This window comes from Streptomyces thermovulgaris, from assembly GCF_002155915.1.
GTDB lineage: Bacteria > Actinomycetota > Actinomycetes > Streptomycetales > Streptomycetaceae > Streptomyces > Streptomyces thermovulgaris.
The window spans coordinates 1-17,078 of record NZ_MUME01000119.1; the positions used below are offsets into that span (position 1 = coordinate 1).

The 17,078-nt window shown below is 73.7% G+C and carries 13 protein-coding genes; 9 read left to right on the plus strand and 4 right to left on the minus strand.

What is annotated here, in order from left to right; genetic code table 11:
• Window positions 1-233: 233 nt before the first annotated feature.
• Both CCN35_RS12205 and CCN35_RS12210 read right to left on the minus strand, forming a co-directional pair.
• Entirely contained in the window at window positions 234-893 is a 660-nt protein-coding gene (locus tag CCN35_RS12205) for a response regulator (RefSeq protein ID WP_067399035.1), read from the minus strand.
• Between the two features lie 2 nt (window positions 894-895).
• Window positions 896-1,849 carry a HAMP domain-containing sensor histidine kinase gene (locus CCN35_RS12210; protein WP_086792594.1) on the minus strand — a complete coding sequence of 318 codons (954 nt, stop codon included), beginning with the start codon at window positions 1,847-1,849 and terminating at the stop codon, window positions 896-898.
• A 427-nt stretch (window positions 1,850-2,276) separates the two neighbouring features.
• Here CCN35_RS12210 and CCN35_RS12215 point away from each other — a divergent pair, with 427 nt between their 5' ends.
• The 7 genes from CCN35_RS12215 to CCN35_RS28340 all read left to right on the plus strand — a co-directional run bounded on the left by CCN35_RS12215 (window position 2,277) and on the right by CCN35_RS28340 (window position 12,626).
• A complete protein-coding gene (locus CCN35_RS12215; RefSeq protein WP_067399031.1) occupies window positions 2,277-2,603 on the plus strand; it encodes a TraR/DksA C4-type zinc finger protein in 327 nt (108 codons plus the stop codon).
• A 101-nt stretch (window positions 2,604-2,704) separates the two neighbouring features.
• Window positions 2,705-3,079: a TraR/DksA family transcriptional regulator gene (locus CCN35_RS12220; protein WP_067399028.1), complete on the plus strand. Its 375-nt coding sequence runs from the start codon at window positions 2,705-2,707 to the stop codon at window positions 3,077-3,079.
• Window positions 3,076-3,912, plus strand: coding sequence for a rod shape-determining protein (locus tag CCN35_RS12225; RefSeq protein WP_067399026.1), 837 nt, complete (start codon window positions 3,076-3,078; stop codon window positions 3,910-3,912). Before CCN35_RS12220 ends, CCN35_RS12225 begins: the two co-directional genes overlap by 4 nt.
• Window positions 3,913-3,987: 75 nt before the next feature.
• The gene (locus CCN35_RS12230) at window positions 3,988-4,626 is read left to right on the plus strand and encodes an Rv1733c family protein (protein WP_086792596.1); all 639 of its coding nucleotides are present in this window, start codon (window positions 3,988-3,990) and stop codon (window positions 4,624-4,626) included.
• A 562-nt stretch (window positions 4,627-5,188) separates the two neighbouring features.
• Window positions 5,189-7,222, plus strand: coding sequence for a flotillin family protein (locus CCN35_RS12235; protein WP_086792598.1), 2,034 nt, complete (start codon window positions 5,189-5,191; stop codon window positions 7,220-7,222).
• Window positions 7,223-7,488: 266 nt separating this feature from the next.
• Entirely contained in the window at window positions 7,489-12,462 is a 4,974-nt protein-coding gene (locus CCN35_RS12240; protein ID WP_067399020.1) for a DNA repair ATPase, read from the plus strand.
• The gene (locus CCN35_RS28340; RefSeq protein ID WP_158100394.1) at window positions 12,459-12,626 is read left to right on the plus strand and encodes a hypothetical protein; all 168 of its coding nucleotides are present in this window, start codon (window positions 12,459-12,461) and stop codon (window positions 12,624-12,626) included. The genes CCN35_RS12240 and CCN35_RS28340 overlap by 4 nt, the downstream gene beginning before the upstream one ends.
• 150 nt (window positions 12,627-12,776) lie before the next feature.
• Here the strand turns inward: CCN35_RS28340 and CCN35_RS12245 are convergent, their stop codons facing one another.
• Both CCN35_RS12245 and CCN35_RS12250 read right to left on the minus strand, forming a co-directional pair.
• Window positions 12,777-13,433, minus strand: coding sequence for a phosphatase PAP2 family protein (locus CCN35_RS12245; protein ID WP_067399018.1), 657 nt, complete (start codon window positions 13,431-13,433; stop codon window positions 12,777-12,779).
• Between the two features lie 230 nt (window positions 13,434-13,663).
• A complete protein-coding gene (locus CCN35_RS12250; protein ID WP_143631503.1) occupies window positions 13,664-13,900 on the minus strand; it encodes a hypothetical protein in 237 nt (78 codons plus the stop codon).
• Between the two features lie 351 nt (window positions 13,901-14,251).
• Here CCN35_RS12250 and CCN35_RS12255 point away from each other — a divergent pair, with 351 nt between their 5' ends.
• Both CCN35_RS12255 and CCN35_RS12260 read left to right on the plus strand, forming a co-directional pair.
• Window positions 14,252-16,357 (plus strand): penicillin acylase family protein, encoded by a 2,106-nt coding sequence (locus tag CCN35_RS12255; RefSeq protein WP_067399014.1) that lies wholly within the window; start codon window positions 14,252-14,254, stop codon window positions 16,355-16,357.
• Complete coding sequence (locus CCN35_RS12260; protein ID WP_067399012.1) at window positions 16,350-17,030, plus strand: GNAT family N-acetyltransferase; 681 nt, start codon at window positions 16,350-16,352, stop codon at window positions 17,028-17,030. Before CCN35_RS12255 ends, CCN35_RS12260 begins: the two co-directional genes overlap by 8 nt.
• Window positions 17,031-17,078 lie beyond the last annotated feature (48 nt).

Genomic DNA, 17,078 nt, shown 5'->3' on the forward strand with positions numbered 1-17,078 from the left:
GCTCGTCCCCGTACTCCGCGGCGGCGTCCGCCCCCCGCGGAGTACGGGGACGAGCCGCCGGTGAAGAAGGCGAAGAAGGTGAGGAGGACCGCGCTCAGGAAGGCCAGGGAATGGCCGGGAGCGGTGCGTGGAGCCTGAGGCACCCGGCGTCCCCCTTCCTGTGGATGCGAGTGTCGGGACCGGGTCCTGGCCGGGGAGCGGACGGCCGGGACCGCGGAGGGTCGTGGGCTCGGTCAGGGTTCGATCAGACCGGCACGGATGGCGTAGCGGGTGAGATCGAGACGATCACGCAGCCCGAGTTTGTGCAACAGGTTGGCACGATGTCGCTGCACCGTCTTGACGCTGATGAAAAGAATTTCGGCGATTTCCTTCGAGGAGTGCCCTTCCGCCACCAGTTTCAGGACCTCCTCCTCGCGGGGGGTCAGGATCTGGTCCGGGGTCTCCTCGCCCTGGCGGACCCGGTCGAGATAGTTGCGGATCAGCGCGGTCACCGCCCCAGGGTAGAGGAACGGCTCGTCGCGCATCGCGGCCCGGCAGGCGGCGACCAGGTCCTGGTCGGCGACGGACTTCAGCACATAGCCGCTGGCCCCGGCCTTCAGCGCCTGGAAGAAGTACTGCTCGTTGTCGTGCATCGTGAGCATCAGGATCCGCAGGTCCGGCTTGAGCGAGGCCAGCTCGCGCGCGGCCTGCAGACCGGTCATGCGGGGCATCGCGATGTCCAGCACCGCGAGGTCCACGTCATGGGCGCGGGCCATCTCGATCGCCTCGGCGCCGTCACCGGCCTCGGCGACCACCTCCAGGTCCGGTTCCTGGTCGAGGATCAGCCGGACTCCACGCCGCACCAGAGCGTGGTCGTCGGCGAGCAGAATGCGGATCTTGGTCGGGTCGGACATCGTCAGGGCTGCTTCCTGGGGACGGGCGCGGTCAGCCGGACCCGGGTTCCGGCCGCGGGAGCGGGGGCGATGTCGAGGGCGGCCCCGATGAGCAGGGCCCGCTCACGCATCCCGCGGATGCCGGCGCCTTCGCGCGCGGCCCTGATGCCGCGCCCGTCGTCGACGATGGCCAGCTCCACGGCACCGTCGGTGCGCCGCAGGCTGACCTCGACCCGCTTGGCGTCGGCATGCCGGGCCACATTGGTCAGGCTCTCCTGCGCGACACGGTAGAGGACAAGTTCGGTCTCCGGCTCCAGCGGGGGCAGATCGGCGTCGAAGCGCCGTACCACCCGCAATCCGGTGTGGGTGGCGAACTCGCTGGTCAGCGAGGTCAGTGCGGAGATCAGACCGAGGTCGTCCAGGACTCCCGGCCGCAGCCGGCGCACCAGCCGGCGGACCTCGTCCAGGCTGTCCCGGGTGATCTCCTGCGCCTGCTGCAGCTCGTCGCGCAGCGGCGGCGGGGCCTCGTCCGCGGCCCGCTTGAGCGCCAGCAGGATCGCGGTCATGCTCTGGCCCACCTCGTCGTGCAGCTCCTGCGCGATACGGCGCCGCTCGGCCTCCTGGGCGAGCAGCGCCCGCGCGCTGCTGGTGGCCCGCTCGTGCTCCAGCCGGTCGAGCATCGCGTTGAACGTGCGGATCAGCTCGGCGACCTCGCCGCCGGCGGGCACCGGCAGCCGCTGGCCGGGACGCAGCAGGTCCACCGTGGTCATCAGCTTCGTCAGCCGCTCCAGCGGGGCCAGCCCCCAGCGCAGCAGGGCGGCGTTGGCGACCAGCATGACGACCAGACCGCCCACCAGGATGATCGCCTCGGTCAGCACCACCGGCACCGAGACGGTCACCGGGGCCCACAGCAGCAGTGCGGTGGCCGTGCCCAGCACCACGGCGTTGAGCCCGAAGATCCTCCAGAACAGGGACACCGGGTGACGCCTCCTTCCGTGATGCGGTCTGCCTCCACTGTCGGGCATCACGCATCCCGGACGATGCGGCCCCGGCCCGGACCGGGCCCGTACCAGTGTGCCGCCGCCGGCCGTCCGCGGGTGCCACGGGCCGGGCGTGACCTGCCCGTACCCCGCCGAATGAACTCTTCGACCACCCGCAAATGGGTCCTGGACCCGATGGGAAACCGCGGCCCGGTCGTCCAGGGTGAGCAGTGACCGACCCCCGTCCCCCCGGAGCAGTCCCCACGGGTCGCACGTGCCCCATGGACCGAAGCCGCACGGACGGCACCGGCAGCACGGGCCGCAGGGACAGCACCGGCAGAAGCCGATGGAAGCCCACGGAAGCCCACGGAAGCCGACAGCAGCCGACAGCAGCCGACAGGAATGGACAGAAAGGGCACTGACGATGTCGCTCGACGCCGCCAGGACCGCACCTCGTCTCGAGCGGGCGGCAGCGGAGGAGGCCCGCCGGCGCCTGGAGCACGCGCGCGGGACCCGGCTGGTCCAGCTGGAGGCCCTGGGCGAGACCGGACAGGCCGCGGACGACCACCTGATGTCCTCCCAGCGGGAGGCCATCGAGCGTGTGCTGCAGGAGATCGACGAGGCGTTCGCCCGTATCGAGGACGGCACCTACGGGATCTGCCGGGGCTGCGACAAGCCGATCCCCGCGGAGCGCCTGGAGATCCTGCCGTACACGGCCCACTGCGTCCCCTGCCTGCGCCGTATCGCCTGACCTCTCTTCCGCGTCCTCTCCTTCGTCGTCCCTCCTTCGTCCGGCATCCGTCCGGCACCTTCCCGCCCCGGCCCGTCTCCCGTCCTGCCCAAGGAGGTGAAGTGGTGAACAACCAGGTCATCGACGACCGCGACACGCATCTGACGCCCGAGGACCTCGCCCTGCTCCGCGAGAACCTCGTCGAGCAGCGATCGTTCCGGCAGGAGCAGCTGCGGCAGATCTCCGACGCCACGACCTCCCGCGCGGACGCGGAACTCCAGGAGCGGGCCGCCTCGCAGAGGGAGGTCCGCGTCAAGCTCGCGGCCTGCGCCCGGATGGTCCTCGCCGATGTCGAGGCCGCCCTGGCGCGCATGGACGACGGCAGCTACGGCATATGCCCCCGGTGCCGGGGGCCCGTCGAACGGGAGCGTCTGCTGATCGTGCCGCAGGCCCGCTACTGCGGTCCCTGCCGGCAGGGCGGAGGGGCCGACCGATGACCATGTCCCAGCGGTCCCAGCGCTCGCGCGCCGCCCTCGACACCCCCCGGCACCGGCCGTGGCCGCTGGGCCGGCAGGGCTGCGGCGTCGCCCTCGACCTGGGCAGCGCCCGCACCCGCGCCTGGATCGCCGGCCGGGGACTGGTCGTCGACGTCCCCACGGTGACCTTCCCCGGGGCCGGCGCGGTGTACCCGATCCGGCGGGGCGCCATCCTCGACACCGAGGGCACCGCCCGGATGCTCGAGCGTCTGCTCGGGCACCGGCTGCCCCGCTTCACCCGCCCGCTGGTCGTCGTCACCGCCCCCGTGCTCGACGGCGTCGCCTACCGCTCCCGGGCCCGTACGGCGGTGGAGGTGCTGCGGCCCCGTGACGTCCTCACCGTCCCCAGCGCCCGGGCCGTGGCGCTGGCCGCGGGCGCGGACCTGTCGCGTCCGCTGCTCGTGGTGGACATCGGCGCCCATCTCACCGAGGTGGTGCTGCTGTCCGAGGGTGCCGTCGTCGACGCCCGCCGCACCGCGCTGGGCACCACCGACCTGGACACCGTCCCGCCGACGCAGATGGGCGACGCGGTGACCACCATGGTGAACGCGATGCTGCGGCAGGACCGCACGTCGCTCACCGCCGACGCCCTGCGCCGGGGCGTGCTGCTGGCCGGCGGGGGCGCCCTGCGCCCCGAGATCACCCACCACCTCACCGGCAGGCTGCACGCGCCCCTCAAGACCGTGGCGGCGCCGCACACCGCCGCCGTGCGCGGCGCCGCCACCCTGCTGCGGTCCGTTCAGGACACCCCTGCGGACGCGGAACCCACCTCCCTCGAGTCACAGTCGTTCTAGAGACCTGAAAGCAGTCGTCCCGGAGACCCGGACACCAGTCGGTCGTCCCGGAGACCTGGAAAGGAGGTCCGCACCATGCCCGGCGGCCTCCCCCGAGCGCAGCCGCCTCCCGATGTCCCGCCTTCCGGAGGGCCCGCGCGCATCACCCTGTGGCGTCTGCGGCGCAATCCGCTGCGCCGCCCCACCGATCTGCTGCAGGCATGGATCGGCCTCGGCCTGCTGCTGGCCGTCCTGGCCGCCGCGCCCGTGGCCCTGTTCCTCGCCCATGACACCGCCTTCCGCCACTACGAACGGCAGGCCGAACACCAGGAACGGACGTGGCAGCGGACCACCGCGGTCCTGGTCCACGACTCCCCCCGCCACCCCGAGCCGGGTTCGCAGCAGGCGAAGCGGGCCCGCTACTCGGTCACGGTGCGCCTCACCGGCCCGGACGGCCTCACCCGCACCGCGCGGGCCGACGTCCCCGCCGGACTGCCCGCCGGCAGCAGTGTCGAGGTGTGGACGGACCCGGACGGGCGGGTCACCGGGCCGCCCATGACCGACGACGAGATCCGCAGCCGCAGCGCGGGCTGGGCGATCCTCGCCGTCCTGGCCGTCTGTGCCGTCGGCGCGGCCGTGTACGGCCTCGCCGCCCTGGTGCTCCGCCGCCGCAACCTCTCCGCCTGGGCCGAGGACTGGTCCCGCACGGCTCCCCGCTGGACGTCGTTCCGATAGCCGCGTGCAGGCCGTGTGCGGCCGTGCAGCCGTACGGCGATAGTCGCCCGGTGATATCGGGCGGCGCGGCCGGGGCGGGCGTCCACGGCCGGTTCCAGGCCCTCTGCGCCCCCTGGATCCGCCCCGCCGGCCCGGCGCCGGCGGGGCGGCGCACCCGTCGTACGGAGCCGTGCCCGGGCGGGGAGGAGGCGGGCAAGGGGCGGGGAATCCGCACCGCCGCCCGGCCGTGTCCGCTGAGGCTCCGTCACTTTTCCGGCAGCAAACAGTCACGAAAGATTGCCGGAAACAGGCAATGCGCCATGGGCATGTCCGCGAGCAGAATGCCGTACGGGGAGCACCGCGGACGGTTCCAGTGCCGGATGTCGGCAGTCGTCCGGCACCGGAACCGGCAGGGGGGCATGTCCGTCGTCCGGTGCGCCGCACACGCACGAGGGGGAACATCGCGCGGCGCACTCCCCGTTCGCCCGGCGCCCGCACGCCGCGCCGGTCCTCGCAGAGTCCTGGCCCCGGCCACCCCGGGCTCGCCCTTGTTCACCGTCCCTCACCACCAAGGACGTATGCCATGAATGTGATCGGCGCGCTCGCCGCGGCCTGCCTGATTCTGGTTCTGCTCGTGCTGTTCGTCTTCTCCCGGCTGTTCCGGAAGGTGGAGCAGGGGAAGGCCCTGATCGTCTCCAAGATGCGCAAGGTCGACGTGACCTTCACCGGGCAGATCGTGCTGCCGGTGCTGCACAAGGCCGAGGTGATGGACATCTCGGTGAAGACCATCGAGATCGAGCGGTCGGGCCGTGAGGGGCTCATCTGCCGGGACAACATCCGCGCCGACATCCGCATCACGTTCTTCGTCCGGGTCAACAAGACCGCCCAGGACGTCATCAAGGTCGCCCAGGCCGTCGGCACCGCCCGCGCCAGCGACCGGGACACGCTGCAGGAGCTGTTCCACGCCAAGTTCTCCGAGGCGCTGAAGACCGTCGGCAAGCAGATGGACTTCACCGACCTCTACACCAAGCGCGAGGAGCTGCGGTACCGGATCATCGAGGTCATCGGTGTCGACCTGAACGGCTACCACCTCGAGGACGCGGCGATCGACTACCTGGAGCAGACGCCGCTGTCCGAGCTCGACCCCGGCAACGTCCTCGACGCCCAGGGCATCCGCAAGATCACCGAGCTGACCGCCGCGGAGCACGTGCGCACCAACGAGGCGCAGCGCACCGAGGAGATGGAGATCACCCGGCAGAACGTCAACGCGCGCGAGGCCATCCTGGAGCTGGAGCGCCGGCAGGCGGACGCCGAGATCAGGCAGAAGCGGGAGATCGAGACCACCCGCGCCCGCGAGGAGGCCGAGACCGCCCGGGTGGTGGAGGAGGAGCGGCTGCGCGCCCAGACGGCCTTCCTGCGCACCGAGGAGGAGCTCGGCATCCAGCGCGAGAACCAGGCCCGGGAGATCGCCGTCGCCGCGAAGAACCGCGAGCGGGTCATCGCCATCGAGAACGAGCGCATCGAGAAGGACCGGATCCTCGAGGTCATCGCCCGGGAGCGGGAGACCCAGCTGACCCGGATCGCCGCCGAGAAGGAGGTCGAGGCGGAGAAGCGGGAGATCGCCGAGGTCGTGCGCGAGCGGATCGCCGTGGAACGCACGGTCGCCGAGCAGGAGGAGTCCATCAAGAAGCTGCGCGCCGTGGAGGAGGCGGAGCGCGAGCGTCAGGCGGTCGTCATCGCCGCCGAGGCCGAGGCGCAGGAGAAGCTGGTCAAGGACATCAAGGCCGCGGAGGCCGCCGAGCTGGCCGCCGCCCACCGCGCGGCCGAGGAACTCACCCTGGCCGAGGCCCGGCTGAAGACCGCCGACCTGGACGCCCAGGCCAAGCTGCGCCTGGCCGAGGCCGTCCAGGCGGAGGCCGCCGCCGAGGGGCTGGCCGCGGTGAAGGTCCGCGAGCAGGAGGCCGAGGCCATCGAGAAGGCCGGCCGGGCCGAGGCCGAGGCGACCGGGGCACGGCTGCGGGCCGAGGCCGAGGGTGCCCGGGCCAGGGCGCTGGCCGAGGCCGCCGCGATCGGCGAGAAGCTGAAGGCCGAGGCGGCGGGCCTGAACGAGAAGGCGGCGGCGATGGCCGCCCTGGACGAGGCGTCCCGCCGGCACGAGGAGTACCGGCTGCGGCTGGAGGCGGAGAAGGAGATCCGGCTGGCCGCCCTGGAGGCCCAGCGGCAGGTCGCCGAGGCGCAGGCCACGGTGCTGGCGACCGGCCTGGAGAACGCCGACATCGACATCGTCGGCGGCGAGTCGGTCTTCTTCGACCGGCTGATGTCCGCGGTCTCGCTCGGCAAGGGCGTCGACGGGTTCGTCGCGCACTCCGACACCGCGCAGGCCCTGGCCAAGCCCTACCTGGACGGCTCGGCGAGCCTGTCCGAGGACCTGGGCCGGATCCTCGGGTCCTTCTCCACGGCCGATGTGCAGAACCTGACCGTCTCCGCGCTGCTGATGCAGCTGATGAAGTCCGGCGGCAGCAAGGCCGGGCAGGTGCAGCAACTCCTCGACCGCGCGGACGAGCTGGGCCTGGCCGACATGCCGCTCACCGCTCTCAACGGCACCGTCAAGGCCTGAGAACCCGGTGCCGGACCCCGCCGCCGCGGGCCTCCGGCACACCCCCGGACCGCGCACACAGGGGCCCCTGCCCGCGCTGCTTTCGAGCAGGAGCCCCTGCCCCGCGCCGCCGCCCTCGAACAGCCCCGTGACGCCGCCGGCCCCGGGCGGACACGGGGCACCGGCGGGAGTCCGGCGCCGGGCTGTGACGACCGGCGGGAGTCCGGGCCGCCGTACGGGGGCGGCGGCCCGGCCCCCGCATCTCCTCGCGAAGGGACGCACCACCCATGGCCACCGCCCTGGAGACGGGTTCGTACGCCACCGTGGACACCGGAACGACCGTGGACACCGGTGTGGACACCGGAACGTACGAGGTACTGCGCGACCGGCTCACCGCGCAGGCGGCCGAACTCGCCCGTGGCGCCGAGCGCCTCAACGCCCGCCGCGCCGAGGAGTTCGGCGCCACGCGCCTGGACCTCACCGGCACCGGCCGGCTGCACACCGAGCACCCCAGCGTGCCCCGGGACGTCGTCGCCGTCGGCGACCACCTGCTGTTCGGGTACAACGGCATCCGGCCCGAACCCGAGGTGGGCGACGTCCTCGCGCTGTACGACCGCGCGTTGAACCGGCTGCCCGAGAACGCGGTGCCCGGACTTCTCGACGACCCGGAGTTCGTACGGGAGTTCGCGGCCCTGTACCGCTACTACCGGCAGGCCCGTCTGCTGAGCCTGCGCCGCACGGACGACCGGCTGCTGGCCGTGTTCCGCACCGGTGAGAAGGCCGACGACATCCGGGTGCTGCGCTGGACGCTCACCGCCGGCGGACGGGCGGCGTTCCTGGACGCACGCGGCGAACGCGACTACGTGCTGCCGCCCTCCCACGACGTCGAGTGGACCGAGGCGGGCCGCGAGGACCATGTGCCGGGCCGGTTCCCGCACGTCTCGGTGCGGGGCGAGGTCTTCGTCTCCACCGTCGGCGGCAGCCTCACCCTCAAGACCGAGAACGACACCGAGACCGGCGAGGGCATCCACAGCGAACCGGTCGACGAGCCGCTGCAGTCCCTCGCCGACGCGGACATCGCGCACGCGCGCGTGGGCGCGCTGATCCTGCTGCGCATCCGCCCCTACAAGGAGACCGCGTACCGCTACCTGGTCTTCAACACCCTCACCAAGGAGGTCCTCCGCCTCGACGGCATCGGGCAGGCCTGCCGCCGGCTGCCCGAGGACCAGGGGATCGTGTTCCCCGGCGGCTACTGCCTGGCCACCGGCGCCCACAAGACGTACGAACTCGACACCAGCGGGCTGGAGTTCGAGCGCGAGGTGCGCTCGCCGTACGGCGAGGACGTGCTGTACGCCTTCCATGCGCGCGCACAGGGACGCAGCCTGCTGCTGTCGTACAACACCATCCGCGAGGAGGTCGCCACCCCGCTGTCCTGCCAGGGCTGGGCCCTGTTCGACGACGGTGTGCTGATGGCGCTGCGCACGGCTCCCTCGGCGGGTCCCGCCGAGCCGGCCCGGGTGCACCCGCTCCAGCTGTGGTCCTCCCCCTATGTCTCCGACACCCACGCCGCCACGACGGGCACCGGCCCCCTCGCCCGGATCGGCAACGCCGACCTCGTCCGCGGCATCTCCGACTGCCTGTCCATCAGCCGTGCCGTCGCCGAGACCACGCCGACCGTCGAGGTGTACGAGGCGCTGGTCGCCTCCTGCGTCCGCGTCCTGGACAGCCACCACTGGCTCGGCGAGGAGGAGCTGGGCGACCTGCGCACCCCGCTTCAGGCCGTGCGGGCCACCGCCGAGCAGGTGCTGGAGGAGTTCCGCACCGTGCAGACGCTGACCCGGCGGGCCGCCGACGCGCTGGAGGACGCCGCCGGACGGCTCGCCGCGGTGGTGCGCCGGCTGCGCGGCGAGGCACCGCGCGGGGCCGCCGCCTGGGTCGAGGGACTGAGCGAACTGCGGCAGGCGCAGGGCCGTCTGCTGACCCTGAAGGAGATGCGGTACGCCGATGTCGCCCGCATCGACGCACTCGCCGCCGAGGCGGAGGCCGACCTCGCCGCGTTCGGCCGGCGGGCCGTCGCCCAGCTGTCCCGCGAGGACGCCTTCGCCGAGCACCACGAGGAGGTCGAACGGCTCGTCGCCGACGCCGGGTCGATCGGCTCCGTCGCCGAGGCGGACCCGGTCGCCGCCCGGCTCGACGCGCTCTCCGGCACCCTGAGCACGGTCACCGAGGTCGTCGCCGGCCTCGACGTCGGCGACGCCACCGTGCGCACCTCCGTCCTGGAGCGCATCGCCGGGGTGATGGGCGGCGTCAACCGGGCCCGCGCCCTGCTCGACGCCCGGCGCCGCGAACTGCGCGACCAGGAGGGGCGCGCCGAGTTCGCCGCCGAGTTCGCGCTGCTCGGCCAGGCCGTCACCGGGGCGCTGGCCGCCGCGGACGACCCCGACGCCTGCGACGAGCAGCTCGCGGCCCTGCTGGTCCGGCTGGAGAACCTGGAGTCCCGGTTCGCCGAGTTCGACGACTTCCTCGAGGAGCTCGCCGCCAAGCGCACCGAGATCCACGACGCCTTCGCCGGCCGCAGACAGAGCCTGCTGGACGCCCGCGCCCGCCGCGCCGAACAGCTCGCCGCCTCCGCGGACCGCGTCCTGGAGACGATCGCCCGGCGCGCGGCCGGTCTCGCCGACGCCGACGCCGTCAGCACCTTCTTCGCCTCCGACCCCCTGGTCGCCAAGGTCCGCCGCACCGCCGGGGAACTGCGCGCCCTCGGCGACCCGGTACGGGCGGAGGAGCTGGACGGCCGGCTGAAGTCCGCCCGCCAGGAGGCGGCCCGCGCCCTGCGCGACCGCACCGACCTGTACAGCGACGGCGGGCGCACCGTCCGTCTGGGCGCCCACCGCTTCGCCGTCACCACCCGGCCCTTCGAGCTCACCCTGGTCCCGCACGGCGACGGCCTCGCCTTCGCCGTCACCGGCACCGACTACCGCGCCCCGGTCACCGACCCGGACTTCGCGTCCACCCGCCGCTTCTGGGACCGCCGTCTGCCGTCCGAGTCGCCCGAGGTGTACCGCGCCGAGCACCTGGCCGCCCGTCTGCTGCGCGAGCACGGCCCGGCCGCCCTGGCGGCGGCCGACGACCTGCCCGCCCTGGTGCGCAGGGCCGCGGAGGAGGCGTACGACGAGGGCTACGAGCGCGGCATCCACGACCACGACGCCGCGCTGATCCTGGCCGCCCTGCTCCCCCTGCACGAACGGGCCGGGCTTCTGCGCCACGAACCCGCGGCCCGTGCCGCCGCCCACCTGTTCTGGGCCCATGGCACCACCCCCGCGGCCCGCGCGAGCTGGACCCGCCGGGCCGTCTCCCTGGCCCGCGCCCGCGACACCTTCGGCCCGTCCCCGGCGATCGACGCGCTGGAGGCGGAACTGGCGCGGGCGATCGCCGACTGGTCGCCGGACACCGCCGCACCGGCCCGCGCGGGCGCCGGCGGTGCGGCAGGCCCCGAAGACGCGCACGGCACGGCCCGCGCCGCGGCCGCGTACCTCCTCGAGGAGCTGACGACCGGCCCCGACGGCTTCGTCGTCAGCGCCGCCACCCGTACGCTGCTCGATGCGTTCCACCGCGCCACGGGCGGCTCCTCCTACGCCGAGGACCTGGCCGCCCTCGACGACCTCGCCGACCGCCGTCAGCTGGCCGAGGCGTGGCTGTCGGCGTACGCCGCCTCCACCGGGGCCGAAACGTCCGCCGGGGACCTGGCCGAGGCGGTGGCCGCCGAGCTGTGCCCGGACCTGACCCGCCATGTGTCCGAGGCCTTTCTCGAGACCACGGTCGAGGGCCTGCTCGGCACCCATCCGCGCATCACGGACCGCCGCCTGGTTCTGCGGATCGACGAGTTCCTGGCCCGGACCGGCAGATTCGCGCGGGAGGAGGTCCCCGCCTTCCGCGCCTACCAGCGCCGCCGCACCGCCCTGGTGGACGCCGAGCGCGCCCGGCTGCGGCTGGACGACCACCGTCCGCGCTCCATGGCGGCGTTCGTCCGCAACCGGCTCGTCGACGAGGTCTATCTGCCCCTCGTCGGCGACAGCCTCGCCCGCCAGCTCGGCACCGCCGGCGAGACCAAGCGCACCGACACCGGCGGTCTGCTGCTGCTCCTCTCGCCGCCCGGCTACGGCAAGACCACGCTCATGGAGTACGTCGCCGACCGTCTCGGCCTGATGCTGGTCAAGGTCAGCGGCCCGGCCCTCGGTCACGCCGTCACCTCGCTGGATCCGGCCGAGGCGCCGAACGCCACCGCCCGCCGGGAGGTCGAGAAGATCAACTTCGCGCTGGCGGCCGGCAACAACACGCTGCTGCTCCTGGACGACATCCAGCACACCGCACCGGAGCTGCTGCAGAAGTTCATCCCGCTGTGCGACACCACCCGCCGGATCGACGGCGTGTGGAACGGCGAACCGCGCACCTACGACCTGCGCGGCAAGCGCTTCGCCGTCTGCATGACCGGCAACCCGTACACCGAGTCCGGCGAGCGCTTCCGCATCCCGGACATGCTCGCCAACCGCGCCGACGTGTGGGACCTCGGCGAGGTGCTGACCGGCAAGGAGGACGTCTTCGCGCTCAGCTTCCTGGAGAACGCGCTCACCGCGAACCCGGTGCTCGTCCCGCTGGCCGGCCGCGACCGCCGCGACGTGGACCTGCTGATCCGGCTCGCCGAGGGCGACCCCACGGCCCGCGCCGACCGGCTCGTCCACCCCTGTGCACCCGCCGAGGTGGAGCAGATCGTCGCCGTGCTGCGGCATCTGCTCACCGCACGCGAGACGGTCCTCGCGGTCAACGCCGCCTACATCGCCTCCGCCGCCCAGTCCGAGGAGAGCCGCACCGAGCCGCCGTTCCGGCTCCAGGGCTCCTACCGCACCATGAACAGGATCGCCCAGCGGGTGCGGCCGGTCATGAACGACGCCGAGCTCGCGGCCGTCCTCGACGACCACTTCACCGCGGAGGCCCGGACCCTCACCGACGGAGCCGAGGCCAACCTGCTGAAGCTGGCCGAGCTGCGCGGCACCCTGACCCCCGAACAGGCCCGGCGCTGGGCCGAGCTGAAGGCCGCCTACGTCCGCTCCCGGGCCCTGGGCGGCCCCGCCGACGACCCCCTCGCCCGGGCGACCGCCGCCCTCGCCCTGCTGGCCGACCGGATGAGCGCCATCGAGGCGGCCCTCGTCGACGGCCTGGCCACCCGGGCTTGCCGGGCGGACGGCCACGGAAAGGAGCAGTGACGACGATGACGGCCCTCACCGAGGCGATGACGCAGATGTCGCCCTTCCTGGTCCCGCTCGCCGCCGCGACGCTGATCGTGGCGGCCCGCACCACCGTGCTGGTCCGCCGCGACCGCCGCCGGTCCCACGACTACCGCGGCCCCTGGCCGTCCGAGGACGAGTGAGCCCGCCTCCGGGCCGCCGTCACACCGGCCGCCCGGCCGGGAAAACCGCCGACGACGACGCCACCCCCGGACACGGGCCGCGCGACCGGTGTCCGGGGGTGGAAGCACCACGAAGAAGAAAAGGAAGAAGAGAAGCAGAAGACGACGGCGTCAGCGCGCCCGTGCCGGCCGGCCCGTCGCCGCACCCGGGGCGGCGAGCAGCGGAGCCAGCGCACCGGTGCGCAGCCGCCCCACGAAGGACACGGCGAACATGCGTGCCGCGAGGATGACGAGCAGGGTGACGACGGTCCCCACCAGGGCTCCGGCGGCGACGTCGTGGGGGTAGTGGGCGCCGACGTACACCCGGGAGGCGCCCATCGCCACGGCCGCGAGCAGGGCGACGGCCCCGATCCACCGGCTGACGACCAGCAGCCCCACCGCGAAGGCGACGGCGACCGTGGTGTGGTTGCTGGGGAAGGCGTAGTCGTCCAGCGGGGGACATTCCTCGATGAGGAAGCTGCCGGGCAGGGCCCGGCAGGGGCGCTGCTCCTGGAATATGTTCTTGAGCCCGCTGTTGACGGCGTACGCGATGACGACGGCGAACGGTATGGCCAGTACGGCGGCCATGACCGCGTTCCCCTGGTGCCGGGCGCGCCACCAGACCATCAGACCGAAGATCACGAACACGCCCATGCCGAAGGCGGAGTACAGCTCCGCGGGCTCGTTCAGCCAGGGCGTGTCCCGGGCGAACTCGGTGACGTCGGTGTAGAGGCCGCCGCTGACGGCCGCACCGTCGAACCCCTGGGCGGGCGGGGAGGAAGTCGTCATCAGGTGGGTCTCCGGGGCACAGATACGGAACCCTCGGTGAAACCGGACTGTCCGAGGGGTGAACGTCTCCAGATTGGTAGACGGTAGCAGTTGACCACCGATCCCCCTCTCCCGGTCGGCCTGCCCGGACCGCCGGGCGGAGCCGTCACCTCACAAGGTCACCTCTCGAGGGACCGGAGCCGGCAAGGGCGATCTCGTGCTCGCCGTCGCCGGCGGTGCGCCGCTCGGTATCAGTCGTCCCGCCGGCGCCAGTCGTCCTGTTTTCTTGTGTCCGCCCGTTGGTGGATTCCGCTGTCCCGTGCCGCGCGGTACGCGGCCCGGGCCCGCTGTTCGGCAGGGGGGTCGAGGGCTTCGGCGCGCAGGGCGCGGCCCAGGGCGCGCCACAGCCGGCCGGTACTCGACGTGTCGTCGGACGTGTCGTCGCGGGCGGGCGCGCGGCTGTCGCCGCCGCCGTGTCGGTCGCCCATGTCCGTGTCCATTCCGGTGCGGTGGTCCCTCGCTGAACTCAGTGGTCCCTCACTGAACTCAACGGATCCGGGGCCGTCCCTGCTCAGACCGACTGCCCGGTGCGCGCAACGGCCCCTTCGCCGCACCCGCCGGGAACCGGGGCCGCGGCGGTCCGGCGTCCGTGCGTGCCGTCGCGTGTCCTGCCGGTGCGGCGGGCGGGGAGCCGGTGCCGCTCCGGTCGCGGGAGTCCGGCGGCACGGTCGGGGGCGTGCCCTTGGGTCCTTGCCCCCTGCCCCTCCTGCTCCCGCTGTCGCGTACGATGCACCACGACTACTTAGGCAAGGCTAACCTAAAGCCGGAAGGGGTGCGGGGTGGCGACCGAGATCTACCGCGATGCCTGGGGCATTCCCCATCTGCGTGCGGACAGTGCGGCGGAACTCGCCCGCGCCCAGGGGCGTGTCACCGCCCTGGACCGGGCCTGGCAGCTGGAGGTGGAGCGGCACCGCGCGCGGGGCACCTCGGCGTCCTTCCTCGGGCCGCAGGCCCTGCCCTGGGACCGGTTCGTGCGGCGCGCCCGCCTGGACGACACCGCCCGCCGCTGCTTCGCCGCCCTGGAGCGGCGCGACCCGGAGACGGCGGACTGGGTCCGGGCGTACGTCGACGGCGTCAACGCGGGACTGAGAACCGCCGCCGCCCCGGAGTTCGCCCGCGTCGGTCTCGCCCCCGGCCGCTGGGAGCCCTGGACGCCCCTGGGCATCTGGCTCTCCACCCACATCCTCTTCGCGGGCTTCCCCGCCAAGCTGTGGCGCGAGCTGGTGGTGACCCGGCTCGGCGCGGACGCGGTGGGCCTGTTCGCCACCGACGGGCCCGGCACCTCCGGCAGCAACGGCTGGCTGATCGCCGGCGAGCGGACCGTCACCGGGCAGCCGCTCATCGCGGGCGACCCGCACCGCTTCATCGAGGACCCGGGCGTCTACCAGCAGATCCACCTGGCGTGCCCCGAGTTCGACGTCGTCGGTTTCGCCGTGCCCGGCGTTCCCGGCATCGCCCACTTCGGTCACACCGGCACGGCCGCCTGGGCCATCACCAACGCCATGGCCGACTACCAGGACCTCTACCGGGAACGGCTGCGGCGCACCGGGGCCGGCGTCGAGGCGCTCGACCCGGACGGCGTGTGGCGGCGGGCCGCCCGGCACACCGAGACGATCGAGGTGGCCGGGGAGGAACCGGTCGAGGTGGAGGTGCTCGAGACCGGGCGGGGCCCCGTCGTCATCGGCGGCCCCGAGGGCCTGGACGCCGGGGTGGACGAGCCTGGCGCGCCCCCGGTCGCGATCAGTCTGCGCTACCCGCCCCGGGTCACCGGCGACCTCGGCTTCGAGGCCCTGCTGCCCCTGCTGCGGGCCCGCCGGGTGGCCGATGTGGACAAGGCCGTGGACCGGTGGGCCGAGCCGGTCAACGTCGTGCAGGCCGCCGACACCGAGGGCGGGCTGCTGCACCGCGTGGCCGGCCGGGTGCCGGTGCGGGCCGAGGCCAACCGGATCCGTGTGGTGCCGGCCTGGGAGCCCGGCCACGACTGGCAGGGATGGCACGAGCCGCCGCGCGCCGGGCTGACCGACGGCATCGCCGTCATGGCCAACCAGCGCGGCCCGGCCGTCCCCCTGGGCGTCGAGTTCGCCCCGCCGCACCGCGCCGACCGCATCCGGGCCCTGCTCGACGGGCGCCGGCGGTGGTCCGCCGCCGACCTGTCCGCGCTCCACACCGACACCCACCTCGCCTCCGCCGCGCCCCTGCTGGAGCACCTCGCCGCCCTCGACGGCCTGAGCGACGGGGCCGCCGTCCTGCGGGACCGGCTGCTGCGCTGGGACCGCCGCATGGACGCCGGCAGCACCGACGCGGCCCTCTTCGCGGCCGTGCGCTCGGCGGTCGTACGCCGTCTCGCGGCCCACCCCGCCTTCGCCGGGCTGGCCGCCCCGCCCGCGTACCCGGAGGTCTTCCTGCCCTGGCTGGCCCTGGTCCCGCGCATCGGCTACGCCCTCGAGCACCTTCTGACCGCCGAGGAGCTGTACGGGATCGACCGCCCGGCCGTCGTCCGCGAGGCCGTCGAGGAGGTGGCCGCCCGGCCGCCCGCCGGCACCTGGGGGGACGTCCACCGCCTCGCCCCCTGGCGGGCGCTGCCTCCCGAGACGCCGTACGACGAGCCCCGGCTGGCCGGCGACCACGACTGCGTGCTGTGCACCTCCTCCGTTCCCGGTCTGACCGACCTCGCCGCGCGCGGCCCGGTCGCCCGGTACGTGTGGGACCTGGCCCGCCGCGAGGACAGCCGGTGGGTGGTCCCCTTCGGCGCGTCCGGGATCCCCGGCTCGCCCCACCACCGCGACCAGCTGCCCCTGTGGCTCGAGGGAGAGCTCGTCCCGGTCGTCACCGACTGGGGACGGTTGAGGAAGCAGCACGAGGAGACCGAGGAGACCGATGTCTGACGCGCACGACGACGGGCGGGCCCCGCAGCATCCGCGGCATTCCGGGCAGGCCCCCCGCCTCCCGTACGCCGACCGTGAGGCCGTTCACGAGCAGCGGGTCGACGGCTTCGGCACCGTCCGGATCCTGCCGCTGGACGCACGGGCCGACGCCGGGGTGATCCACCGCTGGGTGAGCGAGGAACGGGCCGCGTTCTGGGGCATGACCGGCCTCACCGAGGAGCAGGTGGCCGAGATCTACGCCCACATGGCCACGCTCGACACCCACCACGCCTTCCTCGTGGTGAGGGACGACGAGCCGGTCGCCCTGTTCCAGACCTACGAGCCGTCCGCCGACCGCGTCGGCGAGTGCTATCCCGTCGAGCCCGGCGACATCGGCGTGCACCTGCTCCTGGCGCCCGCCGGCCCGGGCGCGGCCCGGCCCGGCTGGACCTCCCGGCTGCTGACCGTCCTGCTGTCGTACGCCCTGCTGGTCCTGGACCGCACCCGTGTGGTGATCGACCCGGACGTGCGCAACGACAAGGCCGTCGCCCGTTTCCGGCGCCAGGGCTTCACGCCCGGTCCCGTCGTCACCCTGCCCGAGGTGGACCTGCCGGACGTGTACCTGCCGGAGAAGAAGGCCCAGCTGGCCTTCCTCACCCGGGATGCGGCGTTCCCCGCCGGGCCGCCCCGGTAGGCCCGGCCGGAAACGGCACGGTCGGGCCCGCCGGGACGGCCGGCCGGA